Source organism: Pseudomonas sp. NBRC 111119 (assembly GCF_001320125.1).
In the GTDB taxonomy this organism is placed as follows: Bacteria; Pseudomonadota; Gammaproteobacteria; order Pseudomonadales; family Pseudomonadaceae; genus Aquipseudomonas; species Aquipseudomonas parafulva.
Genome location: NZ_BCAV01000005.1, coordinates 194,317 through 217,568 on the forward strand (window position 1 = coordinate 194,317; position 23,252 = coordinate 217,568).

Genomic DNA, 23,252 nt, shown 5'->3' on the forward strand with positions numbered 1-23,252 from the left:
GAATAAACCGTTGGCGGTCGACTGCTGTAGACTCTGCGTCAACCACGCCCCCTCCTTCGAGCCTGTGATGCACAAAGAAACCGAACTCAAGCTGCGCGCCAGCCGCGAGACCCTTGCCGCGCTACGCGAGCACCCGCTGCTGAAAAAGCGCAACAAGTCTGGCTGGCAGACCCGCGAACTGCTCAACCAGTACTTCGACACTCCCGAGCGCGAGCTTTCTGCCGCCCGCGTCGCCCTGCGCCTGCGCCGCGACGGCGATGCCGTCATCCAGACCTTGAAATGCCGCGGCCAGAGCGTAGCCGGGCTGTCCGAGCGCAACGAGTACGAGTGGCCGCTGGACAAGGCCAAGCTGGACCTCAAGAAGCTCGACGACAGCTGCTGGCCGGCACAACTGGCCAGCCTGGACAAAAAAACCATCAAGCCGCTGTTCACCACCGACTTCACCCGTGAATACGCCGAAATCGCCTGGGGCCGCGGCAAGAGCAAGGTTGTGATCGAAGCAGCCCTGGATCAAGGCTTTGTGGTCGCCGGCAAGCGCAAGGAAGCCATCTGCGAGTTGGAGCTGGAACTGCGCGAGGGTGACCCGCAGGCCTTGCTGGAGCTCGCCGCGGAGCTTGCCGCCAGCTTGCCACTGATGCCATGCGACATCAGCAAGGCCGAGCGTGGCTACCGCCTGCTGGAGCCTGACAGCTACGACCTGGGGCTGCCAGCCACCGAACTGGATGCCGAGATGGCCGTGGACGATGCCTACGCCGCCCTGGCCTGGCAACTGCTGGGCAGCAGCCAGCGACTGGCCGAGCAGTACCGCCACAATGGCCATTGGCGCCTGCTGCAGGACTGGGTGGAATGCCTGGGCGAACTGCGCGCCCTTACCGCCAGCCTGGGCCAGGCCGCCCCGCGTGCGGCTACCCGCGACCTGCGCGGGCGCCTTGATGCGCTGCTGGAAGACTGGCGCCCGCTGGTACAGGCTGGCAACGACGACGAAGACGTCCGCCGCGCAGCCCCCGAGCAGTTTGCCGAAGAGCTCGAAGACACCCGCTGGGGCCAGTTCTCGCTGGAAACCTCGCGCTGGCTGCTGGCCCGTACCTGGACGGTGGAACGCAAGGGCCGTGGCGAGCGTCAGGGCAAGGCGCAACTGGCCAGCTGGCTGGCACACCTGGTGGGTGAAGAAGGCCGCGCGCTCAAGTTGCCGCTGTACACCCAACGCCCCGAAGACCTGGCAGAACAGCTGCCGCGCATCGAACAGTTGCTGGCCTGGCTGCACCATGCCCGGCAGGTACTGGAAGCCCCGCAGATGGACCGCCTGTACGGCGACCTGAAAAAGCTCCATGAGCTGGCGGAGCAACCCATCAGCGATGAGTCGCTGGAAGCCCGTATCGAACAGGCGCGTGCCGTGGATCAGAGCCGGGGCTGGAAGCACCTGCTCAAGGCCTGACCCTGCTCACACCCCGCTGCGCCCTCAACGGGCCAGCGGCAGGCTGGTGGTGGACTTGATTTCCGAGAGGGCCACGATCGAGTTCACCTCCTGTATGCCAGGCACGTTCGACAGTTTTTCGAAGAAGAACCGCTCGTAGGCTTCGATGTCGGGCGTGACGATGCGTAGCAGAAAGTCCACAGACCCCATCAGCACATAGCACTCCAGCACCTCTGGAAACCCACGGATTGCGTCGGTGAACTCGGTGAAGTTGGAACGCCCGTGTGCGTTGAGTTTCACCTCGGCAAATATCTGCGTGTTCAGGCCAATTTTCTTGCGGTCCAGCAAGGTGACCTGGCCCCGGATGACGCCTTCCTCGCGCAACCGCTGAATACGGCGCCAGCACGGCGATTGCGACAGGCCCACGCGCTCGGCGATCTGTGCGCTCGACAACGACGCGTCTTCCTGCAGCAGTTCCAGAATACGACGGTCATAGCCATCCAGTTCGCTGCGCATTGATCAGTCTCTAATATGTCTTTTTTCGAATAACTTTATTCGCCTTACCGGCAAACGAGCTCGATGATAGCGAAACTATGCCGTTTCAGGCATGCAAGAATTTCCGCATGAACCTGGAGATGCCCATGAACCCGATGCCCCGTACCGACGCCTGGGCTGCCAGCAACGCCCACAGCACCGTGAGCTACCAGCTGCAGGCCGAAGCCGAGCCAGACAGCCTGTGCCGCGTGCTCAACCTGTTCGCGTTGCAGTTTCTGACGCCGCACAGCGTCCACGTGAGCCAGCACGCGGATTGGCTGGCCATTGAAATCGGCATTGCCGGGCTGAGCTGGCACCGCGCCGAGGTGATTGCGCAAAAACTGCGCAACCTGGTGTGCGTGGCCGATGTGAACCTGACCAACCAACATCGTGTGGAACTGGCAGTGATCTAGCGCCAGCGCAGCCCTGCAAAACCTCGAAACCCTTTGCAGCTGCCGCCTGCGGTCGCCCGGCTAGCCTTGATGGACGTACCCATCAGGCACGGACGCCCTCATGCACAACCCCGACACCCTCACACTCGACCTGCACCGCGTACTCGAAGCCCTGCTCGCCGACAGGCTGGTGGATGCCAACGACAGCCTGCGCGTGCTGCAACACGCGGCCGAACACCCTGTCGACCACCCGCTTGAGCAGATCGCCGCCTGCGCCCTGGACAACCGCAAATGCCCCGGCCAGCCACTGGACCTGGACCATTTGTGCCAGTGGCTGGCGGGCAAGGTCGGCCAGCCCTACCTGCGCATCGACCCGCTGCAACTGAACCTGCCCCAGGTGTCGGGCCTTGTATCGCCCGCCTTCGCCCGGCGACACGGCATCCTGATCGTCGCCGCCGACGCCCTCAGCGTCACCGTGGCCAGCGCCCAGCCCTATCAGGACGACTGGCAGGCAGACCTTGCGCGCAGCCTCGGCCGCAAGGTGCTGCGGGCGGTGGCCAGCCCCGCGCACATACGCGAGTGCGGGCAATCGTTCCAGCGCCTGGCGCAGTCGGTGAAAGGCGCCCAGACCCAGCAATCGACCAGCCTGGGCGAGCTGGAACAATGGCTGGAAGCGGGCAGGCGCCACACCGACGCAAACGCAGACGATGCCCACATCGTGCACATCGTCGACTGGCTGCTGCTGTATGCCCTGGAACAACGCGCTAGCGACATCCACCTGGAGCCGCGCCGCGACCAGGGCCACTTGCGCTACCGTATCGACGGCCTGTTGCACGCCGTCTACAGCTTCCCGGCCGGGGTGTCGCTGGCGCTGGTCAGCCGGCTGAAGCACCTGGCCGGCATGGACGTGGCGCAGAAACGTCGCCCTCAGGACGGCAGGTTGCATAGCCGTCTGCCCAGCGGCGAGGCAGTGGAGTTGCGGCTATCCACGCTGCCCACCTCGTTCGGCGAAAAGCTGGTATTGCGCCTGTTCGACCCGCAGCGGCTGCATGAGAGCTTCGAGCAACTGGGCCTGCAGGCGCAGCAACTGGCACAGTGGCAAACCCTGCTTGGCCAGCGCCAGGGCATTATCCTGGTCACTGGCCCTACCGGCTCGGGCAAGACCAGCACGCTTTACGCCAGCCTCAACTACCTGGCCACGCCCCAGGTCAACCTGTGCACCATTGAAGACCCTGTTGAGCGGATCGAGCCAGCCTTCAATCAGTTTCAGGTCCAGCACGGCCTGGGCCTGGGGTTCTCCGAGGGCGTAAGGGCGATGCTGCGCCAAGACCCGGACATCATCATGATCGGCGAGATACGCGACCGCGAAACCGCCCTGGTCGCCGTGCAGGCGGCACTCACCGGGCACCTTGTGCTGTCTACCCTGCATACCAACGATGCCTGTGCAACGATCATCCGTTTGCAGGAGCTGGGCGTGGCCGACTACCTGATAAAAGCGACCCTGGTGGGGGTGATGGCGCAGCGGTTGGTGCGCACGGTTTGCCGGCGCTGCCAACCCAACGCATCCGCAGCCTGCCGCACCTGCCGCGGCACAGGCTTCTGGGGCCGCACGGGGCTGTTCGAGCTGCTGGTACCCAGTGAGCGCCTCAAGGCAATGATCGGCCCCGGAACGGACCTGGCAGACCTGCGCCGCCAGGCACTGGCCGATGGCCTGATCGACTTGCGCCGCGCTGCCGAGGCAAAGCTCGCAAGCGGCCATACCGTGGAGCAGGAAGTGCTGCGAGCCTGCAACTGAACCACCTTGGGCATCAAGGAACTTGGCGTGCTGGAAAAGATCCAAATCGCATCTTAAACCCCCACCCTTCGAGGTGTTCAATCATGCGTCTCAAAACCGCCATCACCGTCGCTGCCTTGCTTTCGCTGCCCGTCGGCTCGGCCATGGCCGATACGTTCTGGCGTAATGTGCTTTCGTCCGGCGCAACCACCGGGTCGACGTACCTGACTTCGCGCGACCATAAGCTGGTCATGGCTGCACAGGACGATGCTGGGAGCTTCGTGGCCAGCGATGGCGCCATTCGCGGCCCCTTCCTGGAATCGGCGATGCGCCAGGTGCGGGTGGAGAACCCGGGCCTGAAGGCGACTGACATGGAGCTGGCCAACGCCATTCTGGCGAAGAATGCGGTGGCCGAGTAAACCTGTAACCGGGGGCTGCAAAAGGGCTGCCCGGCAGCCCTGAGCATTGCATCACTCGCCGATGGCGGCCTTGTAACCGGCAGCATCCAGCAGCTTTTGCAACTCTGCAGCATCACTTGGCTTGAGCTTGAAGATCCAGGCATCGTAAGGCTGTTCGTTCAACTGCTCAGGGCTGTCAGCCAACGCCTCGTTGACGGCGATCACTTCGCCACCCACCGGGGCGTAGATGTCCGAGGCCGCCTTCACCGATTCCACCACGCCCGCTGCGTCGCCAGCGGCGAACACCTTGCCCACTTCGGCCAATTCCACGAAAACCACATCACCCAAGGCTTCCTGGGCGTGGTCACTGATGCCTACGGTAACCGTGCCGTCGGCTTCCAGGCGAGCCCACTCATGGCTGTCGGCAAAACGCAGTTCGGCGGGGATATTGCTCATGTCTTGAATTCCTCGATTGGCTCAGCGGTACGCCCGCCGTTATGTGATGGTTCAGATCAGGACCTTGCCATGGCGCACGAAGGTCGGCTTGACCACGCGCACCGGGTACCATTTGCCACGAATTTCTACCTCGGCCCGGTCACCCGTGGCCATGGGCACGCGTGCAAGGGCGATGGACTTGCTCAGCGTAGGGGAGAAACTACCACTGGTGATCTCCCCTTCGCCAATCCCTGCTACACGCACGACCTGATGGGCGCGCAGAACACCGCGTTCTTCCAGTACCAGGCCGACCAGTTTTTCCTGGACACCCTGCTCGATTTCGGCCAGCAGGGCGGCGCGACCGATGAAGTCGCGAACGGGCTCCCAGGCAATGCTCCAGCCCAGGTTGGACGTCAACGGGGTATGGGTTTCGTCGATATCCTGGCCATACAGGTTCATGCCCGCTTCAAGGCGCAGGGTATCGCGGGCCCCCAGGCCACTCGGCGCGATACCGGCACCCACCAGGTCGTTGAAAAAGTTCACGGCCTGGTCGCCGGGGAAGATGATCTCCAGGCCATCCTCGCCGGTATAGCCGGTGCGTGCGAAGAACCAGTCGCCGTCGGCGAGGCCCTCGAAGGGGCGCAATTGGCGAATCAGGGCAGCACGCGAGGCACTGACCAGCGCTGCCACCTTTTCCCGGGCATGGGGGCCCTGAATCGCCAGAATGGCCAGGTCGGGGCGCACCTGAAACTGCACGGCAAAGCCCTCGCCCTGCAATTGCAGCCAGCCGAGCACCTGGGCCCGGGTGGCCGCGTTGGTGACCAGACGGTAGCCATTGGCGGTGCGATAGGCGATCAGGTCATCGATGACGCCGCCATGCTCGCTCAGCAGTGGGCTGTAGAGGGCCTGCCCGACCTCGCCCAAGCGGGCGACGTCGTTGGCCAGCAGCCGCTGCAGCCAGCCGGTGGCCTCATCGCCCTGGACATCGATGACCGTCATATGGGAAACGTCGAACACCCCACAGTCCTTGCGCACCTGGTGGTGCTCCTCAACCTGCGAGCCGTAGTGCAGCGGCATGTCCCAGCCGCCGAAATCGACCGTCTTGGCACCCAGTGCCAGGTGCAGGTCATACAAAAGCGTGCGCTGTCCCATGGGTTTCTCCTTCCGGGCGTGGCGAAGCGGCGGCGGTGCGAAACTGGGCGCCGTCCGGCTGTGCCAGACCTGCTGCTCCGCCATCACCTGCCGCGCGAATGCCGCGCATTGTAGCGGCAAGCCCGCCAAGTGGCACCCTCAGCGCGACTGCCCGGGCCGCCGTGCAGAACGCCTGATAAGGCCGACGACCGGCAGCAGGCCCACCAGCACCAGCGTCAGCGCCGGCAGCGACGCACGCGCCCATTCCCCCTCGCTGGTCATCTCGAACACCCGCACAGCCAGCGTATCCCAACCAAACGGGCGCATCAGCAGGGTGGCCGGCATCTCCTTGAGCACGTCGACGAACACCAGCAACGCGGCACTGAGTACACCGGGCACCAAGAGCGGGAGATACACCCTGAAAAACAACCTGGGGCCGCCCACGCCAAGGCTGCGGGAGGCCTCCGGCAGCGAAGGGCGAATCCGTTCCAGGCTGCTTTCCAGCGGCCCGTAGGCTACGGCGATGAACCGCACCAGGTAGGCCAGCAGCAGCGCCGCAAGGCTACCCAGCAACAAAGGCTTGCCGGCACCACCCAGCCAGGTGGACAGCGGAATCACCAGCTGGTTGTCCAAATAGCTGAACGCCAGCATGATCGACACGGCCAGCACAGAGCCCGGCAAGGCGTAGCCCAGGTTGGCCAGCCCTACCCCAATGCGGATACCGGGCGCAGGTGCCTGGCGCCGGGCAAAGGCCAGCAGCAAGGCCACGCAAACCGTGAGCAATGCCGCAGTGCCCCCCAGATACAGGGTATGCAGCACCAGGCCCACATAGCGCTCATCCAGGTCGAAACGCCCGCGCTGCCAGAACCACCACAGCAACTGCAGCACCGGGATGACGAATGCACAGGCGAATACCAGCAAGCACCAGCCACTGGCCATTAGCGCCTTCAGGCCGCGCAGCCGGTACAACGCCTGTCCGCGCGGCCGTTCGTTGCCAGTGCGGCTGGCCCCCCGGGCACGACGCTCGCCATACAGCACCAGCATGACGGCCAACAGCAGCAGGCTGGCCAGTTGCGCGGCAGTTGAGAGGCTGAAGAAGCCGTACCAGGTTTTGTAGATGGCCGTGGTGAAGGTGTCGAAGTTGAAGACCGCCACGGCGCCGAAGTCGGCCAGGGTTTCCATCAGCGCCAGTGCGATGCCTGCGCCGATCGCTGGCCGCGCCATCGGCAGGGCCACCCGCCAGAACGCCTGCAACGGCGACAGGCCAAGCACCCGCGCCGCTTCCATCAGGCCTTTGCCCTGGGCCAGGAAGGCCGTACGCGCCAGCAGGTACACGTAGGGATAGAACACCAGCACCAGCACGATGATCACGCCACCGGTAGAGCGTACCCGCGGTAGGCGCATGGGCCCGAAGGCCTCACGCAAGGCCGTCTGCACCGGGCCGGCGAAGTCCAGCAGCCCAACGAAGACGAACGCCAGTACGTAGGCGGGAATGGCAAATGGCAACATCAGCGCCCAATCCAGCCAGCGCCGCCCCGGAAACTCGCACAGGCTGGTCAGCCAGGCCAGGCTGACGCCCAGCACGGTGACACCGATGCCCACACCCACCACCAGCGTCAGGGTATTGCCCAGCAGCCGGCTCATTTGCGTGTCCAGCAGGTGTGACCAGATCTGCAGGTCCACCGCTTGCCAGGACAGCAGCAGCACGCTCAGCGGCAGCAGTACCAGCGCGGCGATCAGACCGACCGGCAGGTACCAGCGGCGTTGGGGGGTGTGGGGCAAGGTCTGGGTTCCGAGTGGGGTGAGGCGGGCTTAGTTGTAGCCTGCACGGTCCATCAGGCGAATGGCTTCAGCCTGGCGCTTGCCGGCGATTTCCACCGGGATGCTGTCGGCCTTGAAGCTGCCCCAGGCGGCGACTTCATCCGAAGGCTTGACCTTCGGGTTGGCCGGAAACTCCTGGTTGATGTCGGCAAACAGCTTCTGCGCCTCTTCACCGGTCATCCACTCCACCAGCTTTTTGGCCGCTTCCGGGTGCGGTGCATGCTTGGTCAGGCCGATACCGGACAGGTTGACGTGCACACCGCGGTCGCCCTGGTTGGGCCAGAAGATTTTCACCGGCAGGTTCGGGTTCTGCTTGTGCAGGCGGCCGTAGTAGTAGGTATTGACCACGCCTACGTCGCACTGCCCGGCCTCGATGGCCTGGATCACTGCGTTGTCGTCGGAGAACACATCGGTGGACAGGTTGTTGACCCAACCCTTCACGATCTGCTCGGCCTTGGCTTCGCCGTGGTTTTCGATGAGGGTGGCCGTCAGCGACTGGTTGTACACTTTTTTGGCCGTGCGCAGGCACAGGCGGCCTTCCCAGTCCTTGTCGGCCAGCGCCTCATAGGTGCTCAGCTCTTCAGGCTTGACCCGGTCACTGGCGTAGACGATGGTGCGGGCGCGCAGGCTCAGGCCAGTCCAGTCATGGGACGAGGCGCGGTATTGTGCAGGGATGTTGCGGTCGATGATGTCCGACTTGATCGGTTGCAGAATGCCCATCTGCTCGGCCTGCCAGAGGTTGCCGGCATCGACGGTGAGCAGCAGGTCCGCCACCCCGTTGTCGCCCTCGGCCTTGATGCGTTGCATCAGTGGCGCTTCCTTGTCGGTAATGAACTTGATCTTGACCCCGGTCTTGGCGGTGTAGGCATCGAACACCGGCTTGATCAGCTCATCGATGCGCGAGGAATACACCACCACTTCGTCAGCTGCCTGGGCAGTGCCACCGAACAGGGTAAGGGCCAGTGCGGCAAACAGGGGCTTGCGTGGCAACATGGAAAGCGCTCCTCGGATCGTTAGAGAGGCGCAAATGGTAGTGAATCCCATTTTCCAGCTCATCCCCTTAGCCGTTACCGGATGTTGCAGTGGGCCACGGGGTGACCCCGGCATTTCAGGCCTTGGCCAGTTCCGGCAGGTCGCCACTCAGGCCCAGCGCCTGGCGCACGAACACCGCCTTGGCTTCTGGCATCTGTTCCACCAGCTTCAAACCGCTGTTGCGCAACCAGCGCAGCGGCAGGGGGTTGGCCTGGAACAAACGCTCGAAGCCTTCCATGGCCGCCATCAGCGCCAGGTTGTGCGGCATGCGCCGGCGCTCATAGCGGCCCAGCACTTTCACATCGGCCAGCCGCTCGCCTCGCTCGCAGGCACCGATCAGTACCTCGGCCAGCACAGCAGCATCCAGGAAGCCCAGGTTCACGCCCTGCCCCGCCAGCGGGTGAATGGTGTGGGCGGCATCGCCAATCAATGCCAGGCCTTCATCCACGTAGCGTTTGGCATGGCGCTGGCGCAGCGGCACGCACACCCGAGGGTCGGTGTGCAGCACATCGCCCAGCCGCCCTTCGAATGCCTGCTGCAGCGCCTTGTTGAATGCCGGTTCGTCCAGCGCCATCAGCCGTTCGGCGTGCTCCGGGGTGGTCGACCACACGATCGAACACCAGTCTTGCGTGCCATCACGGTTTAGCGGCAGGAACGCCAGCGGGCCATCATCGGTAAAGCGCTGCCAGGCGGTGGCCTGGTGGCCGGCCGTGCAGCGCACGCTGGTGACGATGGCATGGTGCAGGTAGTCCCACTCGCGGGTTTCGCACCCGGCCAGGCGGCGTACCGCAGAGTTGGCGCCATCGGCAGCGACCACCAGCGGCGTTCGCAGTTGCCGGCCATCGTGCAAGGTCACCAGCCAGTCCTTGCCGGACCGGCGCAATTGCTCCAGCCGGGCGTTGGGCAGCAGGCCGACATCGCTGTCGTGCAGGCGCTCCAGCAGGCCGTCCTGCACCACACGGTTCTCGACAATGTGGCCGAGTACCTGGGCATGCACGCTGGCGGCCGAGAAGTGGATCTGACCCGTGCCGCTGCCGTCCCACACCTGCATGTGGCAGTACGGTGTAGCACGGCGCTGCGCGATGCCTTCCCAGGCCCCCAGCCGCTCGAGAATGCGCTGGCTGGCGGCCGAGAGGGCACTGACCCGTGGCTCGAAGGCGGCACTGGCATCGAAAGGCCGCACTGTCAGCGGCCCGCCATCGAGCAGCAGCACGTGCAAGCCGCTGTGGCGCAAGGCCAAGGCCAGGGCACTGCCGACCATGCCAGCACCTACTATCAGAAGATCTGCGCGCATTTCCATGCCTTACGCCAGCCTCGCTTGCGGCTTTAGCCGCACGTATAGGGTTTTGTCGACCCGCGCCACCAGCTCGCCGGCACCGTCGCGGATATCCACCTGCAGCCTGGGCAGGCATTTTTTGCCGGTGGCGGTCTGTTGGCGGATTTCGTCCAGCAGCACGTCATCAATGTGGAATTCGGCATACACCGGGCCCTTGCCCGGTGAGATGAAATCGATGCTGGCGGCCTTGTCCCAGACAATGTAGTCGCGCCCCAGTTGCTCGATCAGCAGCAGCATGTAGAACGGGTCGACCATGGCATACAGGCTGCCGCCGAACTGGGTACCGACGTAGTTGCGGTTCCAGCGCGTGAGCTTCATCGCCACCTGAATGCTGCGCATGTCCGGGCTGATGTGCTGCACACGGATACCCGCCCCCAGGTACGGCGGGTAGAGGTTGAGCATCCAGCGCAGCATGCGTGCACGCCGCGCCAGCTTGCGGGGGTTACTCATGCTTTGCTCCGCAGGTCCGGCCGGGTACCCAGGCCCATGGCCTGGCGCGCGAACCAGCGCTTGGCCGGCGGCAGCAGGTCGAGGCCGAGCAGGCCAAGGTTACGTGCCGCCGCTACCAGCGGCTGGTTGCTGCCGAACAGGCGCGTGACCTGATCGGAAAAACCAATGGTCAGGGCCTGGTCCAGTTGCTGGCGACGGTGGTACGCCTGCAGGGTCGGCAGGTCGCCCGGTATCGCAGGGCCGGCCAGAAGTGCCTCGGCCAGGGACTGCACGTCACGCAGCGACAGGTTGAAGCCCTGCCCGGCGATGGGGTGCAGGCTGTGCGCGGCATTACCCAGCACCACCAGGTGCGGCCGCACCTGTTCCTGGGCTTCGACCAGCGAAAGCGGATACAGGTGCCGGGCACCGACCTGGCGCAGCGCCCCCAGGCGATAGCCAAAAACACCCTGTAGCTCACGCAAGAAGCTGCGTTCGTCCACCTCGGCCAGGCGCTGTGCATCCATGCCCTGGCGCGTCCAGACCAGCGCGCAGCGGTTTTCAGGCAGCGGCAGCAAGGCCATGGGCCCGGCTTCGGTGAAGCGTTCGAAGGCCTGGCCGCCGTGTGCTTCACCCGGCGTGATGTTGGCAATCAGCGCGCTCTGCTGGTAAGGCGTGGTGCGCACATGGATGCCCAGCTGCTCACGCAGCCCCGACCGACCGCCATCGGCGAGCACAGCCAGGTCGCACTCGAACAGCGTGTCGTCGTTGAGCCGCACGCGGTAACCGCCTTCGATGGCCTGCAGCGCAGACACCTCTGCGGGGCAGCGCCAGCTCACCACGTCACGGTCCAGGCCTTGCCACAGGCACTGCCCAAGCCAGGCGTTTTCTACCACATAGCCAAGCGCTGGTACGCCCTCCTGGCCGGCGTCCAGGCGGGTGGTGCCAAAGCGGCCACGGTCCGACACATGGATTTGCGTGATCGGTTCGGCCCTGCGGCCAATGGCCTGCCACAGCCCCAGTTGCTCGTAGATCTGCCGGGTGCCAAAGGACAGCGCCGATGAACGGGCATCGTAGCTGGGCTGGAAGCTGTCGCCGGGCGCGAAAGGCTCGATCAGCAGGATCTTCCAGCCGCGGGCCTTGGCGCCCGCCTGCAGGGCCAGGGCCAGGCTTGCGCCCACCAGGCCACCACCGATGATCGCCAGGTTTACCCGGTTCATACGCGTGGGGCCTGCATCAACGCTTCGATTTCGGCGACCGTGCGCGGCACGCCCGACGTCAGGATTTCACAACCTTGCCTGGTCACCACCACATCGTCCTCGATCCGTACACCAATGCCGCGCCACTTCCTGGCCACAGCCTGATTGTCGGCACCTATGTAGATACCGGGTTCGACGGTCAGGGCCATGCCAGGCTCGAGCACCCGCCATTCACCCCCGACCTTGTAGTCGCCCACATCGTGCACATCCATGCCCAGCCAGTGCCCGGCACGGTGCATGTAGAACGCACGGTAGGCTTCGCTGTCGATCAACGCCTGCACCTCACCCTCAAGCAGGCCCAGTTCCACCAAGCCCTCGGTAATGACCCGTACCGTGGCCTCGTGGGCGTGGTTCCAGTGCTTGCCGGGGGCGATCTCGGCAAACGCCGCCGCCTGGGCCTTGAGCACCAGCTCGTAGATGGCCTTCTGCTCAGGCGAAAAACGCCCGCTGACCGGGAAGGTGCGGGTGATGTCGCTGGCGTAGCAGTCGATCTCACAACCGGCATCGATCAGCACCAGGTCGCCGTCCTTGAGCAGGGCGTCATTCTGCTGGTAGTGCAGGATGCAACCGTTGTGCCCCGCGGCCACGATCGACCCATACGCCGGCATCTTCGCCCCGCCCTTGCGGAACACGTAGTCCAGCTCGGCCTCCAGGCTGTACTCATACAGCCCGGCCCGGCACGCCTGCATGGCCTGCACGTGGGCCCGCGCAGAAATATCCGCGGCGCTACGCATCACCTTCACTTCCGCCGCCGATTTATACAGGCGCATGTCGTGCAGCAGATGATCCAGGGCAACGAACTCGTTCGGCGGCTGCGCGCCCAGGCGAGCCTTGGAACGAATCACGTTGATCCAGTCCATCAGCCGGCGGTCGAATTCCGGGTTGCTGCCCATGGCGCTGTACACCCGCTCGCGGCCTTCGATCAGGCCCGGCAGGATTTCATCGATGTCGGTGATGGGGAACGCATCATCGGCGCCGAACTCGCGTACCGCGCCTTCCTGGCCGGCACGCAGGCCATCCCACAGCTCACGTTCGGGGTTGCGCTCGCGGCAGAACATCACGTACTCGCCATGCTCGCGGCCAGGGATGAGGGCGATCACCGCCTCGGGCTCGGGGAAACCACTGAGGTACTGGAAATCGCTGTCCTGCCGGTACACATGCTCGACGTCGCGGTTGCGGATGGCAACCGCAGCGGCGGGCAGGATGGCAATGCTGTTGGGGACCATCTGCGCCATCAGCGCCTTGCGCCGGCGGGCATACTCGGCCTTGGGAATACGGCTCATGGGCAGAATACCCCCGGGTTGGTCAGTGCAGAGATGGCTTGGGCGCGGGTGCAGCCGGCGTGGCCAGCTCGGAGAACAGCAGCAGCGGCGCTACACGCAGGTATTCCATGACTTCCATGTAGTCACTTTCGCCGTCTTCGGACTCTTCCAGGGCTTCTTGCACCTGGGAGATGGCGACCAGGTCCTGCAGCACTTCCTTGGCCTCGATGGACAGGTCCTTGCCGCCGGCGTTCAGGCCGAAGCCGGTAATGAAGCCCTGGCACCACTGGCCCAGCGCGGTGGCGCGGTCGGTGAGGGCGGCATCATCGGAAGGCAACAGCAGGACGATGGCCATTTCGTCGCCGGTGAGTTCACCCTTGACCATTTCCTGCAGGCCGATCAGGGCGTTGCGTACGGTATCGCCGGGTTCGGTTTCCAGCAGTTGGGCCGCATCGGCCAGCCAGGCATCGGCATCGAAGCCGGCACCGGCGCAGCTGCGGCCAATGAGCAGGCCGTGCAACTCGGCCGGGGTGACAGGGTGACCATTGCTCGACAGCAGCATGGCGAAGGCGACGTAGGGCGATTGGGTATTGGGCATGGGCAGCTAGGCGCCAGACGGCGCAATGACTAGAATGGAGGCCTTGTATCCTAGCACCGGCAGGCGCGCCAAGACCATCGGCACTGGCCGGCGCCACCCAGGGAGAGGCATCATCGTCAGGTGAGTCAACGACGGAGCGAATCGAGTGCAACCCACGCAAGACAAAGACCTGCAGGCACTGATGAGCCGATTCGAGCTGCTGATCGAACGTGTCGAGCAACTTAAACGGCAAAATGCACTCCTAGTAGCTCAGGAAAAGTCCTGGCGCGAAGAGCGCGCCCACCTCATCGAAAAGAACGAGATCGCCAAGCGCAAGGTCGAGTCGATGATCTTACGCCTCAAGGCTCTGGAGCAAGACTCATGAGTTCAAGCAATAGCGTCACCGTGCAGATCCTGGACAAGGAATACTCGATCATCTGTCCACCCGAAGAGCGCAACAACCTGGTGAGCGCCGCGCATTACCTGGACAGCAAGATGCGCGAGATCCGCAGCAGCGGCAAGGTGATCGGGGCCGACCGCATCGCGGTGATGGCGGCGCTGAACATCACCCACGAAATGCTGCACCGCCAGGAAGACCGCACCGCTGCACCTGCGGGTGGGGCGAGCCGCGAGCAGGTGCGCGACCTGCTGGAACGGGTCGATCAGGCGCTGTCCGACGATGCGGATACCAAAATCAGCTGAGATTGGTATACTGGCGCCACTCCCTGGGGGATGCGCCAGTCGGTTATGTCCCTGAGCCGATACGCACAACCACGGGGGTTGCACGCTGGGGCCGGTGTGCATGTCCGCTCGACGGAAAGCCTTAACGCCCCCTGCAATCTCCACCTTGAACTTTCGGGTTCAAGGGCTACACCGATAGCGGTCTTATCGGGGAGCCTGAATTCTCTTGCCCGCCCTTCGGCGGGCAATTCGTTTTGGCCGCAAGCGTCGGCCAGTACCCCTGGGACCGCCTGTGCCATGACCGACACCGCGCCGCTCACCCGCCCCCAGCTTCGTCGCCTGCTTCGCAAAGCCCGCCGCGCACTCACCCCCGCCCAGCAACGCCAGGCCGCTGCCGGCCTGTATCGCCAACTGGCGCAGCACCCGCTGTTCCGGCGCGCCCGGCATATTGCCCTGTACCTGCCCAACGATGGTGAAATAGACCCTCGCCTGTTGCTGCGTGAAGCCCAGCGACGGGGTAAGCGCACCTACTTGCCGGTACTGCATGCATGGCCACGCACGCGCATGGTGTTCCAGCGCTTCGAACAGGGCGAAGCCCTCAAACCCAACCGGTTTCGCATCCCTGAGCCGGTCATCGACCGCAGGCGGCAACGCCCGATCTGGGCCCTGGACCTGATTTTGCTACCACTGGTCGGTTTTGATGATGCAGGCGGGCGCCTGGGGATGGGCGGCGGGTTCTACGATCGCAGCCTTGCCTACCAGGCACGCCGTAAAACGTGGAAAAAGCCACTGCTGCTGGGGCTGGCCCATGAATGCCAGAAGGTGGAGCGCCTGGCGCAAGCCAGTTGGGATGTACCGCTGCAGGGCACGGTCTCGGACCGCCACTGGTACCTGGCGCCGCAGTAGGCCGTGCCGCCTGTGGGGGTCAACGTTGCGGCTGGCTGGCCTCGGCGGCCGCCTGATAGGCGTTGTCCAGCTTGCGCTCCCAGAACCTTTGCGCATAACCGGTGGTGACCACACCCAAGCCAAAAATGAACACCAGGACCCACAGCAGGTCCGGCTTTTTACGTTGATTCATCGACGATTGCCCCCCAGGCAAACTGTTCAGTGCTCGGCGACTTTTTGGGTAGCGCCGTAGCATCGCACTTCAAACGGGGCGCATTCTCCGACAACATGCGTCCGCAAGCAAACCTTGACGTCAACCGGCTGTCGGTTTAGTTCAATACGTTATTTCAAAACTTTTCAGGAGCACCGCGCATGGCCTATTGGCTGATGAAGTCCGAGCCCGACGAGCTGTCCATCGAGGCCCTGGGGCGGTTAGGTGAGGCGCGCTGGGACGGGGTGCGCAACTACCAGGCGCGCAATTTTCTGCGGGCCATGAGCGTTGGCGATGAGTTCTTCTTCTACCATTCCAGCTGCCCGCAGCCTGGGATCGCGGGCATCGCCAAGGTGGTGCGCGCGGCGTACCCGGACCCGACCGCCCTCGACCCGCAAAGCCACTACCACGACGCCAAGGCCACCGCCGATAAAAACCCCTGGAGCGCGGTGGACGTGGCCCATGTGCAGACCCTGCCGCGGGTGCTGGAACTGGGCTGGCTGAAGCAGCAAGCCGAACTGGCCGAGCTGCCACTGGTGCAAAAAGGCAGCCGCCTTTCAGTGATGCCGGTCACCCCCGCGCAGTGGGCGGCGGTGTTGGCCTTGCGCTAGGCCTCACAGCCAGCCCGCCCGCGTTACTGGACGATGAGGTTGTTGAACAGCAGGTCCTCGACGATCGGCTTGCCCTCTTCGGCTTCCATCACTTGCTGAACCTGCTTCAGCGCCTCCTGGCGGAGGTGTTCCTTGGCCTCGACATTGCTCATGCTGTCTACCGTCTGCTGGGCGAACAGTGCCACTAGCTGGTTACGGATCAACGGCTCGTGGCTCTGTACGGCCTTGGCCGCTTCATCGCCGGTGACTCGCAGGGCTACGTCGGCCTTGTACACCCGCAGGCGAGGGCCACCGTCGAGGGCATAGTTGCCCACGAATGGAGGGTTGAGGCTGATATAGGCGACCTTGGGCGCGCCTTCCTTGGCTTCTTCGGCCAGGGCTGCGGCAGGTAGCACCAGGGCCAGTACCATCAAGATCCACGCTTTCACGAATTCGCTCCTCAATACAGTTGCCGCCAGCTTACCCAGCGCGCCGCGCAAACCCAAGCCCGGGCTTATGCCTGCCCATCAGGGCAGGCCATGCTCGTTGACCCGGCGGGCCGGCCTCCTACACTTATCGGCCATTACCCGCAAAGGAATAGCCCACGATGAAAGCCTTGCTGTGCAAAACCCTGGGCCCGGCAAGCGGCCTGGTACTCGAGGAGGTGGCAAGCCCGCGCCCCAAGCCAAACGAGGTGCTGCTGGATGTGCGTGCCGCCGGGGTCAATTTCCCGGACACCCTGATCATCGAAGGCAAGTATCAGTTCCAGCCTGCCCTGCCCTTTTCACCTGGCGGGGAGGCGGCGGGGGTGGTGGCGGCGGTTGGCGAAAAGGCTGGTGCCTTCAAGGTAGGTGACCGGGTGATGGCGCTGACCGGCTGGGGTGCATTCGCCGAGCAGGTGGCGGTACCGGCCTACAACCTGCTGCCGATACCGGCGGGCATGGATTTCACCATCGCCGCAGCCTTCGGCATGACCTATGGCACCTCGATGCATGCCCTGCGCCAGCGGGGCCGGTTGCAGCCAGGGGAAACCCTGCTGGTGCTGGGCGCATCCGGTGGCGTGGGCCTGGCGGCCGTTGAAATCGGCAAGGCCATGGGCGCCCGGGTGATCGCAGCGGCCAGCAGTGCCGAGAAACTGGCGGTGGCCAAAGCTGCCGGGGCAGATGAGCTGATCGACTACAGCGGGGGCAGCCTGCGCGAAGAAATCAAGCGCTTGACCGGGGGTAACGGTGTGGATGTGATCTACGACCCGGTGGGCGGCGAACTGTTCGAACAGGCGGTACGCGGGCTAGCCTGGAACGGCCGGTTACTGGTAGTGGGCTTTGCCAGTGGTGTGATCCCGCAGCTTGCAGCCAACCTGGTGCTGCTCAAAGGCGCGGCGGTGCTGGGCGTGTTCTGGGGGGCTTTCGCCCAGCGCCAGCCCCAGGACAACGCGGCAAACTTCCAGCAGCTGTTTGCCTGGTACGCCGAGGGCAAGCTGAACCCACTGGTGTCGCACACCTACCCACTGGCCGAGGCCGGGGCGGCCATCGACAAGTTGGGCCAGCGGCAGGCAGTGGGCAAGCTGGTGGTGTCAGTGCCGTGAGGGCGCTACCGCCTCAGGCCTCGCCCAGGTTGTGACAGCGCCTGAAACGCGCTTCCAGGGTGCGGTCAGGCATCTGGTGAGTACGCAGGGCGTTGAGTGTTTGCTCGACATAATCGCGCGTCGTGCCGTAGCGCCCTGCTGCACGGGCCAGAATGTGGCTGAGCAGCGTGTCTGGCAGGTTGCCTGCGTAGCACGGCAAATGGCGCTCCAGCACAAAGCCCAGTGCCTGCACCTTGCTGCCGTCGCCCAGCCGGCAATTCAGCCAATGAGGGCGGTACGCCGGGTAGGGCATCTCCCGTTGCCACAAGGCCATCAGCGAGGCGTCCAGTGTGCGCTCGTCCAGCCTGTAGGCAAAGCCGCTGCAGGAGCCACCACGGTCCAGGCCAAAGACCAGCCCAGGGGTTTCTGGCGTGCCACGGTGTTCGTGCGACCACAGGTACAGGCCGCGGTGATAGCCGTGCACCCGCGCCCGCTGACGCTCCACGGCGCTGCACTCGGGCCGCCAGATCAATGAGCCGTAGGCAAACAACCACACTGGCCCACCCGGGTGCTGCGACAGGGTGGCCTGCATGGAAGTGTGCAACTGCTCATGTGTGAGGGGTTGGCCAAAATCAAGTGACGGGGGATAGTTAACTTGCCAGGACGAACTTTCAAGTGCCGACATAAGCTGCCGCCAGGAGTCTCCGCATACAAAAACATGTAACCCAACTAGGCCTTGAGGCACACGCAGTGCCCACTCGCCGCGGCCGGCATGAGCCGGGACGCCAACAGAGCGGGCCCGGACCTTGTATAAGCTAAGTCAGGAAGTTGAGGCGGACAAGCGCATGTCGAAATTTTCATGCACGCAGCCGACGACCGGAACTTATTGTTTCCAGGCCAGTGAAAGTTAGTGATCAAGGCGGTAACAATTACCGCCTTATACCCCGATGTTCAAACTTCGGTTATTAGCCGCGGGGGGCGTAGGCGAACACGTCGGCACGCATACGGTGCGCATCCATGCCCGCTTCAACCAGGGCGTCGAGGGTGGCATAGATCATGTTGGGCGAACCGCTGGCATAGACGTGTACGGTGTTGAGGTCACTGATGTCCTCGCAGACCGCTTGGTGCAGCATGCCGCAGCGCCCTTCCCAACCACACAGGTCGCTGACCACCTGGTGCAGGTACAGGTTCGGCAACTGCAACCACTCTTCCCAGTGTTCGATCTGGTAGAAGTCCTCTGGCCGGCGCACGCCCCAGTACAGGTGGACCGGGTGCTTGAACCCTTGCGCACGGCAGTGCTCGACCAGGCTGTGCATCTGCCCCATGCCGGTGCCAGCAGCGATCAGCACCAGTGGCCCGTCAGGCAGTTCGGCCAGGTGCGTATCGCCAAAGGGCATTTCAATGCGCGCCAGGCGGTCATGCTGCAGTTGTTCGATCAACTTTACTGCGCTGGGCTCGCGCGCCAGCACATGCAGCTCAAGCTCCCGGCCCGCATGGGGGGCAGATGCCAGCGAAAACGCCGCCTGCTTGCCGCCCTGGCGTTCGATCATCAGGTACTGCCCGGCATGGTAACGCAGCGGCTTGCCCGCTGGGGCACGCAAGCGGACGCGCCAGACGTCGCCGCCAACCTCGCGGCACTCACTCACGGTGCACGCCAGTTTGCGCACCGGCAGTTCGCCCAGGGCGAGCACCCCATCCCACAGCAGCACGCAGTCCTCCAGGGGTTCGGCAAGGCAGGTAAACAGCTCACCATGATCGCGCACCTCACCGTCCTGGCGCACGCGGCCTTCTACCAACAACGCGGCGCAGACATGGCAATTGCCATTGCGGCAGCTGTTGGGGCAGTCATAACCCAGCCGGCGCGCGCCATCCAGGATCCTTTCACCGGGCTCGAGCGCCAACACCGCCCCGGACGGCTGCAACGTTACCTGCATCAATCTATTCCCAACTGATCCCACAGCTCATCGATACGCTGGGTAACGGCTTCGTCCTTGACGATAACCCGCCCCCACTCGCGTGTAGTCTCGCCCGGCCACTTGTGGGTGGCATCCAGGCCCATCTTCGAACCCAACCCCGACACCGGTGACGCGAAGTCCAGGTAGTCGATCGGCGTGTTGTCGATCATCACCGTATCACGCTTGGGGTCCATGCGCGTGGTGATGGCCCAGATCACGTCGTTCCAGTCGCGGGCATTGATGTCGTCGTCGGTCACGATAACGAACTTGGTGTACATGAACTGTCGCAGGAACGACCATACACCCAGCATCACGCGCTTGGCATGCCCCGGGTACTGCTTCTTCATGGTCACTACCGCCATGCGGTACGAACAACCTTCGGGCGGCAGGTAGAAGTCGACGATTTCCGGGAACTGCTTCTGCAGGATCGGCACGAACACTTCGTTGAGCGCCACCCCCAGGATGGCAGGCTCATCCGGCGGCCGACCGGTGTAGGTACTGTGATAGATCGGCTTCTGCCGATGGGTGATGCGCTCCACGGTGAACACCGGGAAACTGTCGACTTCGTTGTAGTAACCGGTGTGGTCGCCGTACGGCCCTTCGGGGGCCATCTCGCCTGGGTGAATCACCCCCTCAAGGATGATCTCGGCACTGGCCGGAACCTGCAGGTTGTTGCCCCGGCACTTGACCAGCTCGGTGCGGTTGCCGCGCAACAGGCCGGCGAAGGCGTATTCGGAAAGCGTATCGGGCACCGGGGTCACGGCGCCCAGAATGGTCGCAGGGTCGGCGCCCAGCGCAACAGCGACGGGGAATGGCTGCCCGGGATGCTTCTCGCACCATTCGCGGTAGTCGAGGGCGCCGCCACGGTGGCTCAGCCAACGCATGATGACCTTGTTGCGGCCAATCACCTGCTGGCGGTAGATGCCCAGGTTCTGGCGGTCCTTGTTCGGGCCGCGGGTAACGGTGAGGCCCCAGGTGATCAGCGGCGCCACGTCGCCTGGCCAGCAATGCTGCACCGGCAACGCACCGAGGTCGACATCATCGCCCTCCAGCACCACCTCCTGGCACGCGGCGTCCTTGACCACCTTGGGCGCCATCGACACGACCTTCTTGAAGATCGGCAGCTTGGACCAGGCATCCTTGAGGCCCTTTGGCGGCTCAGGCTCCTTGAGGAAGGCCAGCAACTTGCCGATTTCGCGCAACTCGTCGACAGACTCGGCGCCCATGCCCATGGCCACCCGCTGCGGGGTACCGAACAGGTTGCCCAGCACCGGCATGTCGAAGCCTGTGGGTTTCTCGAACAGCAATGCCGGGCCTTTGGCGCGCAGGGTACGGTCGCAGACCTCGGTCATTTCCAGGACGGGAGAGACCGGGACCTGGATGCGCTTGAGCTCGCCGCGCTGTTCCAGGCCACGGATGAAGTCGCGCAAGTCGCGATACTGCATGCAGAAGCCTCGTGTTGGCCGTGTCGATCGGGGGTGCAGAGTGTAGCGCAAATGAATTGGGGCCGCTTCGCAGCCCTTCGCGGGCAAGCCCGCAAAGGGCTGCAAAACAGCCCCAATCAATAACCGCCTGAAGTGCTTACTTGCGCTTCATCGACAGGAAGAACTCGTCGTTGGTCTTGGTCTGCTTGAGCTTGTCGACCAGGAACTCGATCGCGGCGATCTCGTCCATCGGGTGCAGCAGCTTGCGCAGAATCCACATGCGCTGCAGCTCGTCGTCGGCAGTGAGCAGCTCTTCGCGGCGGGTACCGGAACGGTTGATGTTGATGGCCGGGAACACACGCTTTTCGGCGATGCGGCGGTCCAGCGGCAGCTCCATGTTACCGGTGCCCTTGAACTCCTCGTAGATCACTTCGTCCATCTTCGAGCCGGTTTCAACCAGCGCGGTGGCGATGATGGTCAGCGAGCCGCCTTCTTCGATGTTACGCGCAGCGCCAAAGAAGCGCTTTGGCTTTTCCAGGGCGTGGGCGTCGACACCACCGGTGAGTACCTTGCCGGAGCTCGGGATCACGGTGTTGTAGGCACGTGCCAGGCGGGTGATGGAGTCCAGCAGGATCACCACGTCCTTTTTGTGCTCGACCAGGCGCTTCGCCTTCTCGATGACCATCTCGGCCACCTGCACGTGACGGGTGGGTGGCTCGTCGAAAGTGGACGCAACCACTTCGCCGCGCACGGTGCGCTGCATTTCGGTCACTTCTTCAGGGCGCTCGTCGATCAGCAGGACGATCAGGTGGCACTCGGGGTTGTTACGGGTAATGTTCGCCGCGATGTTCTGCAGCATGATCGTCTTGCCCGCCTTGGGCGGCGCGACGATCAGGCCACGCTGGCCTTTGCCGATCGGGGCGCACAGGTCGATGACGCGACCGGTGAGGTCTTCGGTGGAGCCGTTACCGGCTTCCATCTTCAGGCGCTTGTTGGGGAACAGCGGCGTCAGGTTTTCGAACAGGATCTTGTTTTTCGCGTTTTCCGGGCGGTCGAAGTTGATGGTGTCGACCTTCAGCAGCGCGAAGTAGCGCTCCCCTTCCTTCGGCGGGCGGATCTTGCCGACGATGGTGTCACCGGTGCGCAGGTTGAAGCGGCGGATCTGGCTTGGCGAGACGTAGATGTCGTCAGGGCCGGCCAGGTAGGACGCATCAGCGGACCGCAGGAAACCGAAACCATCCTGGAGAATCTCCAGCACGCCATCACCGGAAATCTCTTCGCCGCTCTTCGCGTGCTTTTTCAGCAGGGCGAAGATCACGTCCTGTTTGCGCGAACGGGCCATGTTTTCGATGCCCATCTGTTCGGCCATTTCCAAAAGATCGGTAATCGGCTTTTGCTTGAGTTCAGTCAGGTTCATAAGGGGAATGACGTAATCATGTAAGAAGGGAGAATTAAGCTTTGGCTTAATGAGGCCGCGCCGCTAGATGGCGAAAGGATCGCGTACTGATTCGAATTGGGGATGCTTCGGCGACGGCATGTAGAGGGCACTGGAGAAGCAGTGCGAGGCCGAATGTAACACTTGCTTTTTTCTGCGTCTAGTGCAGTAGAAAAGAAAAGCCCCGCATTTGCGGGGCCTTTGTATCACAGGTGGGCGTCGAGGAACGCTTGCAGCTGGGATTTGGACAGCGCACCCACCTTGGTGGCTTCGACGTTGCCGCCCTTGAACAGCATCAGCGTCGGGATGCCACGTACGCCGTGCTTGGCAGGGGTTTCCTGGTTCTCGTCGATGTTCAGCTTGGCGACGGTCAGCTTGCCCTCGTAGGTACCCGCGATGTCGTCCAGCACTGGAGCGATCATCTTGCAGGGGCCGCACCACTCAGCCCAGTAATCCACCAGCACCGGGCCTTGGGCCTTCAGGACATCCGCCTCGAAGGTGGCGTCGGTCACATGTTTGATCAGATCGCTGCTCATGGATATCTCCAGGTTCGTATGCAAAAAAACGTTGCCCATCATAGCTGCACCCGCCGCCTACAGGAAGCCGCAGACGATTGAGTGTAACTATAGTTGTGGAAGACGCTGCGAATCGAAACTGTCACATGGCCTTCATAGAATCGAATGGCACATTGCCTTGCATCAAGCACAGTACGAAGG

26 protein-coding genes and 1 other RNA gene are annotated in these 23,252 nt (G+C 63.7%); 10 read left to right on the plus strand and 17 right to left on the minus strand.

Translation table 11 applies throughout. The features are described from left to right. The first annotated feature begins 67 nt into the window (after positions 1 to 67). Positions 68 to 1,435 (plus strand): CYTH domain-containing protein, encoded by a 1,368-nt coding sequence (locus tag APH25_RS01755; protein ID WP_060480864.1) that lies wholly within the window; start codon positions 68 to 70, stop codon positions 1,433 to 1,435. 24 nt (positions 1,436 to 1,459) lie between these two features. Here the strand turns inward: APH25_RS01755 and APH25_RS01760 are convergent, their stop codons facing one another. Further along, positions 1,460 to 1,930, minus strand: a complete 471-nt coding sequence (locus APH25_RS01760) for an Lrp/AsnC family transcriptional regulator (RefSeq protein WP_060480865.1) — start codon at positions 1,928 to 1,930, stop codon at positions 1,460 to 1,462. A 125-nt stretch (positions 1,931 to 2,055) separates the two neighbouring features. Between APH25_RS01760 and APH25_RS01765 the strand changes: the two genes are divergently transcribed. The 3 genes from APH25_RS01765 to APH25_RS01775 all read left to right on the plus strand — a co-directional run bounded on the left by APH25_RS01765 (position 2,056) and on the right by APH25_RS01775 (position 4,533). Beyond that, positions 2,056 to 2,361, plus strand: a complete 306-nt coding sequence (locus tag APH25_RS01765) for a hypothetical protein (RefSeq protein ID WP_060480957.1) — start codon at positions 2,056 to 2,058, stop codon at positions 2,359 to 2,361. 100 nt (positions 2,362 to 2,461) lie between these two features. Then, complete coding sequence (locus APH25_RS01770) at positions 2,462 to 4,135, plus strand: GspE/PulE family protein (RefSeq protein ID WP_060480866.1); 1,674 nt, start codon at positions 2,462 to 2,464, stop codon at positions 4,133 to 4,135. Positions 4,136 to 4,218: 83 nt separating this feature from the next. Beyond that, entirely contained in the window at positions 4,219 to 4,533 is a 315-nt protein-coding gene (locus APH25_RS01775) for a DUF2388 domain-containing protein (RefSeq protein ID WP_028632963.1), read from the plus strand. Between the two features lie 51 nt (positions 4,534 to 4,584). Here APH25_RS01775 and gcvH read toward each other — a convergent pair whose 3' ends face one another. From gcvH to APH25_RS01820, 9 genes are all read right to left on the minus strand, one after another. After that, positions 4,585 to 4,968, minus strand: coding sequence for a glycine cleavage system protein GcvH (gene gcvH, locus APH25_RS01780; protein WP_028632962.1), 384 nt, complete (start codon positions 4,966 to 4,968; stop codon positions 4,585 to 4,587). A gap of 51 nt (positions 4,969 to 5,019) precedes the next feature. Continuing rightward, positions 5,020 to 6,099 (minus strand): glycine cleavage system aminomethyltransferase GcvT, encoded by a 1,080-nt coding sequence (gene gcvT, locus APH25_RS01785; protein ID WP_060480867.1) that lies wholly within the window; start codon positions 6,097 to 6,099, stop codon positions 5,020 to 5,022. 138 nt (positions 6,100 to 6,237) lie between these two features. Then, positions 6,238 to 7,860: an iron ABC transporter permease gene (locus APH25_RS01790; RefSeq protein ID WP_060480868.1), complete on the minus strand. Its 1,623-nt coding sequence runs from the start codon at positions 7,858 to 7,860 to the stop codon at positions 6,238 to 6,240. A gap of 30 nt (positions 7,861 to 7,890) precedes the next feature. After that, a complete protein-coding gene (locus APH25_RS01795; RefSeq protein WP_060480869.1) occupies positions 7,891 to 8,892 on the minus strand; it encodes an extracellular solute-binding protein in 1,002 nt (333 codons plus the stop codon). A 115-nt stretch (positions 8,893 to 9,007) separates the two neighbouring features. Continuing rightward, positions 9,008 to 10,225 carry a 2-octaprenyl-3-methyl-6-methoxy-1,4-benzoquinol hydroxylase gene (locus tag APH25_RS01800; RefSeq protein ID WP_177331149.1) on the minus strand — a complete coding sequence of 406 codons (1,218 nt, stop codon included), beginning with the start codon at positions 10,223 to 10,225 and terminating at the stop codon, positions 9,008 to 9,010. Positions 10,226 to 10,234: 9 nt separating this feature from the next. Next, positions 10,235 to 10,717, minus strand: a complete 483-nt coding sequence (locus tag APH25_RS01805; protein WP_060480871.1) for a DUF4442 domain-containing protein — start codon at positions 10,715 to 10,717, stop codon at positions 10,235 to 10,237. After that, on the minus strand, positions 10,714 to 11,913 hold the full coding sequence (gene ubiH / locus APH25_RS01810; RefSeq protein WP_028632956.1) for a 2-octaprenyl-6-methoxyphenyl hydroxylase: 1,200 nt from the start codon (positions 11,911 to 11,913) through the stop codon (positions 10,714 to 10,716). The genes APH25_RS01805 and ubiH overlap by 4 nt, the downstream gene beginning before the upstream one ends. Next, positions 11,910 to 13,235, minus strand: a complete 1,326-nt coding sequence (gene pepP / locus APH25_RS01815) for a Xaa-Pro aminopeptidase (protein ID WP_060480872.1) — start codon at positions 13,233 to 13,235, stop codon at positions 11,910 to 11,912. Before pepP ends, ubiH begins: the two co-directional genes overlap by 4 nt. Positions 13,236 to 13,257: 22 nt before the next feature. After that, positions 13,258 to 13,812 (minus strand): YecA family protein, encoded by a 555-nt coding sequence (locus APH25_RS01820; protein ID WP_028632954.1) that lies wholly within the window; start codon positions 13,810 to 13,812, stop codon positions 13,258 to 13,260. Between the two features lie 181 nt (positions 13,813 to 13,993). Here APH25_RS01820 and APH25_RS01825 point away from each other — a divergent pair, with 181 nt between their 5' ends. The 4 genes from APH25_RS01825 (at position 13,994) to APH25_RS01840 (ending at position 15,378) form a co-directional block, all read left to right on the plus strand. Then, positions 13,994 to 14,176: a TIGR02449 family protein gene (locus tag APH25_RS01825; protein WP_029886233.1), complete on the plus strand. Its 183-nt coding sequence runs from the start codon at positions 13,994 to 13,996 to the stop codon at positions 14,174 to 14,176. After that, complete coding sequence (locus APH25_RS01830; RefSeq protein WP_028632952.1) at positions 14,173 to 14,493, plus strand: cell division protein ZapA; 321 nt, start codon at positions 14,173 to 14,175, stop codon at positions 14,491 to 14,493. The genes APH25_RS01825 and APH25_RS01830 overlap by 4 nt, the downstream gene beginning before the upstream one ends. Positions 14,494 to 14,510: 17 nt before the next feature. After that, positions 14,511 to 14,690, plus strand: a non-coding RNA gene (gene ssrS, locus APH25_RS01835) — 6S RNA. 79 nt (positions 14,691 to 14,769) lie between these two features. Further along, positions 14,770 to 15,378: a 5-formyltetrahydrofolate cyclo-ligase gene (locus APH25_RS01840; protein WP_060480873.1), complete on the plus strand. Its 609-nt coding sequence runs from the start codon at positions 14,770 to 14,772 to the stop codon at positions 15,376 to 15,378. A 19-nt stretch (positions 15,379 to 15,397) separates the two neighbouring features. Here APH25_RS01840 and APH25_RS25610 read toward each other — a convergent pair whose 3' ends face one another. Beyond that, positions 15,398 to 15,550, minus strand: coding sequence for a hypothetical protein (locus APH25_RS25610; protein ID WP_177331150.1), 153 nt, complete (start codon positions 15,548 to 15,550; stop codon positions 15,398 to 15,400). Between the two features lie 179 nt (positions 15,551 to 15,729). Here APH25_RS25610 and APH25_RS01845 point away from each other — a divergent pair, with 179 nt between their 5' ends. Then, on the plus strand, positions 15,730 to 16,179 hold the full coding sequence (locus APH25_RS01845; RefSeq protein WP_028632950.1) for an EVE domain-containing protein: 450 nt from the start codon (positions 15,730 to 15,732) through the stop codon (positions 16,177 to 16,179). 23 nt (positions 16,180 to 16,202) lie between these two features. On the opposite strand, the gene APH25_RS01850 is transcribed toward APH25_RS01845, so the two are convergent. Continuing rightward, positions 16,203 to 16,607, minus strand: coding sequence for a flagellar basal body-associated protein FliL (locus APH25_RS01850; protein WP_028632949.1), 405 nt, complete (start codon positions 16,605 to 16,607; stop codon positions 16,203 to 16,205). Between the two features lie 158 nt (positions 16,608 to 16,765). On the opposite strand from APH25_RS01850, the gene APH25_RS01855 reads away from it, so the two are divergent. Beyond that, positions 16,766 to 17,743, plus strand: coding sequence for an NADPH:quinone oxidoreductase family protein (locus APH25_RS01855; protein WP_060480874.1), 978 nt, complete (start codon positions 16,766 to 16,768; stop codon positions 17,741 to 17,743). A gap of 13 nt (positions 17,744 to 17,756) precedes the next feature. Here the strand turns inward: APH25_RS01855 and APH25_RS01860 are convergent, their stop codons facing one another. The 5 genes from APH25_RS01860 to trxA form a co-directional block, all read right to left on the minus strand. Further along, positions 17,757 to 18,407 carry a gamma-glutamylcyclotransferase gene (locus APH25_RS01860; protein ID WP_060480875.1) on the minus strand — a complete coding sequence of 217 codons (651 nt, stop codon included), beginning with the start codon at positions 18,405 to 18,407 and terminating at the stop codon, positions 17,757 to 17,759. Between the two features lie 280 nt (positions 18,408 to 18,687). After that, positions 18,688 to 19,656 carry a CDP-6-deoxy-delta-3,4-glucoseen reductase gene (locus APH25_RS01865; protein ID WP_060480876.1) on the minus strand — a complete coding sequence of 323 codons (969 nt, stop codon included), beginning with the start codon at positions 19,654 to 19,656 and terminating at the stop codon, positions 18,688 to 18,690. Beyond that, complete coding sequence (ubiD, locus tag APH25_RS01870) at positions 19,656 to 21,122, minus strand: 4-hydroxy-3-polyprenylbenzoate decarboxylase (RefSeq protein WP_060480877.1); 1,467 nt, start codon at positions 21,120 to 21,122, stop codon at positions 19,656 to 19,658. The genes APH25_RS01865 and ubiD overlap by 1 nt, the downstream gene beginning before the upstream one ends. Positions 21,123 to 21,258: 136 nt before the next feature. After that, a complete protein-coding gene (gene rho / locus APH25_RS01875; protein WP_003253661.1) occupies positions 21,259 to 22,518 on the minus strand; it encodes a transcription termination factor Rho in 1,260 nt (419 codons plus the stop codon). Between the two features lie 224 nt (positions 22,519 to 22,742). Beyond that, on the minus strand, positions 22,743 to 23,072 hold the full coding sequence (gene trxA, locus APH25_RS01880; RefSeq protein ID WP_060480878.1) for a thioredoxin TrxA: 330 nt from the start codon (positions 23,070 to 23,072) through the stop codon (positions 22,743 to 22,745). Positions 23,073 to 23,252: the final 180 nt, after the last annotated feature.

What these genes read in the sequence shown, in the direction of transcription:
- APH25_RS01755 (WP_060480864.1), top strand. Translation starts at nt 68, where the DNA reads ATGCACAAAGAAACCGAACTCAAGCTGCGCGCCAGCCGCGAGACCCTT.
- APH25_RS01765 (WP_060480957.1), top strand. Translation starts at nt 2,056, where the DNA reads ATGAACCCGATGCCCCGTACCGACGCCTGGGCTGCCAGCAACGCCCAC.
- APH25_RS01800 (WP_177331149.1), bottom strand. Translation starts at nt 10,225, where the DNA reads ATGCGCGCAGATCTTCTGATAGTAGGTGCTGGCATGGTCGGCAGTGCC.
- APH25_RS01760 (WP_060480865.1), bottom strand. Translation starts at nt 1,930, where the DNA reads ATGCGCAGCGAACTGGATGGCTATGACCGTCGTATTCTGGAACTGCTG.
- APH25_RS01860 (WP_060480875.1), bottom strand. Translation starts at nt 18,407, where the DNA reads ATGTCGGCACTTGAAAGTTCGTCCTGGCAAGTTAACTATCCCCCGTCA.
- APH25_RS01845 (WP_028632950.1), top strand. Translation starts at nt 15,730, where the DNA reads ATGGCCTATTGGCTGATGAAGTCCGAGCCCGACGAGCTGTCCATCGAG.
- trxA (WP_060480878.1), bottom strand. Translation starts at nt 23,072, where the DNA reads ATGAGCAGCGATCTGATCAAACATGTGACCGACGCCACCTTCGAGGCG.
- APH25_RS01865 (WP_060480876.1), bottom strand. Translation starts at nt 19,656, where the DNA reads ATGCAGGTAACGTTGCAGCCGTCCGGGGCGGTGTTGGCGCTCGAGCCC.
- APH25_RS01855 (WP_060480874.1), top strand. Translation starts at nt 16,766, where the DNA reads ATGAAAGCCTTGCTGTGCAAAACCCTGGGCCCGGCAAGCGGCCTGGTA.
- APH25_RS01770 (WP_060480866.1), top strand. Translation starts at nt 2,462, where the DNA reads ATGCACAACCCCGACACCCTCACACTCGACCTGCACCGCGTACTCGAA.
- APH25_RS01775 (WP_028632963.1), top strand. Translation starts at nt 4,219, where the DNA reads ATGCGTCTCAAAACCGCCATCACCGTCGCTGCCTTGCTTTCGCTGCCC.
- APH25_RS25610 (WP_177331150.1), bottom strand. Translation starts at nt 15,550, where the DNA reads ATGAATCAACGTAAAAAGCCGGACCTGCTGTGGGTCCTGGTGTTCATT.
- gcvH (WP_028632962.1), bottom strand. Translation starts at nt 4,968, where the DNA reads ATGAGCAATATCCCCGCCGAACTGCGTTTTGCCGACAGCCATGAGTGG.
- APH25_RS01830 (WP_028632952.1), top strand. Translation starts at nt 14,173, where the DNA reads ATGAGTTCAAGCAATAGCGTCACCGTGCAGATCCTGGACAAGGAATAC.
- APH25_RS01825 (WP_029886233.1), top strand. Translation starts at nt 13,994, where the DNA reads ATGAGCCGATTCGAGCTGCTGATCGAACGTGTCGAGCAACTTAAACGG.
- APH25_RS01795 (WP_060480869.1), bottom strand. Translation starts at nt 8,892, where the DNA reads ATGTTGCCACGCAAGCCCCTGTTTGCCGCACTGGCCCTTACCCTGTTC.
- ubiD (WP_060480877.1), bottom strand. Translation starts at nt 21,122, where the DNA reads ATGCAGTATCGCGACTTGCGCGACTTCATCCGTGGCCTGGAACAGCGC.
- APH25_RS01805 (WP_060480871.1), bottom strand. Translation starts at nt 10,717, where the DNA reads ATGAGTAACCCCCGCAAGCTGGCGCGGCGTGCACGCATGCTGCGCTGG.
- pepP (WP_060480872.1), bottom strand. Translation starts at nt 13,235, where the DNA reads ATGAGCCGTATTCCCAAGGCCGAGTATGCCCGCCGGCGCAAGGCGCTG.
- gcvT (WP_060480867.1), bottom strand. Translation starts at nt 6,099, where the DNA reads ATGGGACAGCGCACGCTTTTGTATGACCTGCACCTGGCACTGGGTGCC.
- APH25_RS01820 (WP_028632954.1), bottom strand. Translation starts at nt 13,812, where the DNA reads ATGCCCAATACCCAATCGCCCTACGTCGCCTTCGCCATGCTGCTGTCG.
- ubiH (WP_028632956.1), bottom strand. Translation starts at nt 11,913, where the DNA reads ATGAACCGGGTAAACCTGGCGATCATCGGTGGTGGCCTGGTGGGCGCA.
- APH25_RS01840 (WP_060480873.1), top strand. Translation starts at nt 14,770, where the DNA reads ATGACCGACACCGCGCCGCTCACCCGCCCCCAGCTTCGTCGCCTGCTT.
- rho (WP_003253661.1), bottom strand. Translation starts at nt 22,518, where the DNA reads ATGAACCTGACTGAACTCAAGCAAAAGCCGATTACCGATCTTTTGGAA.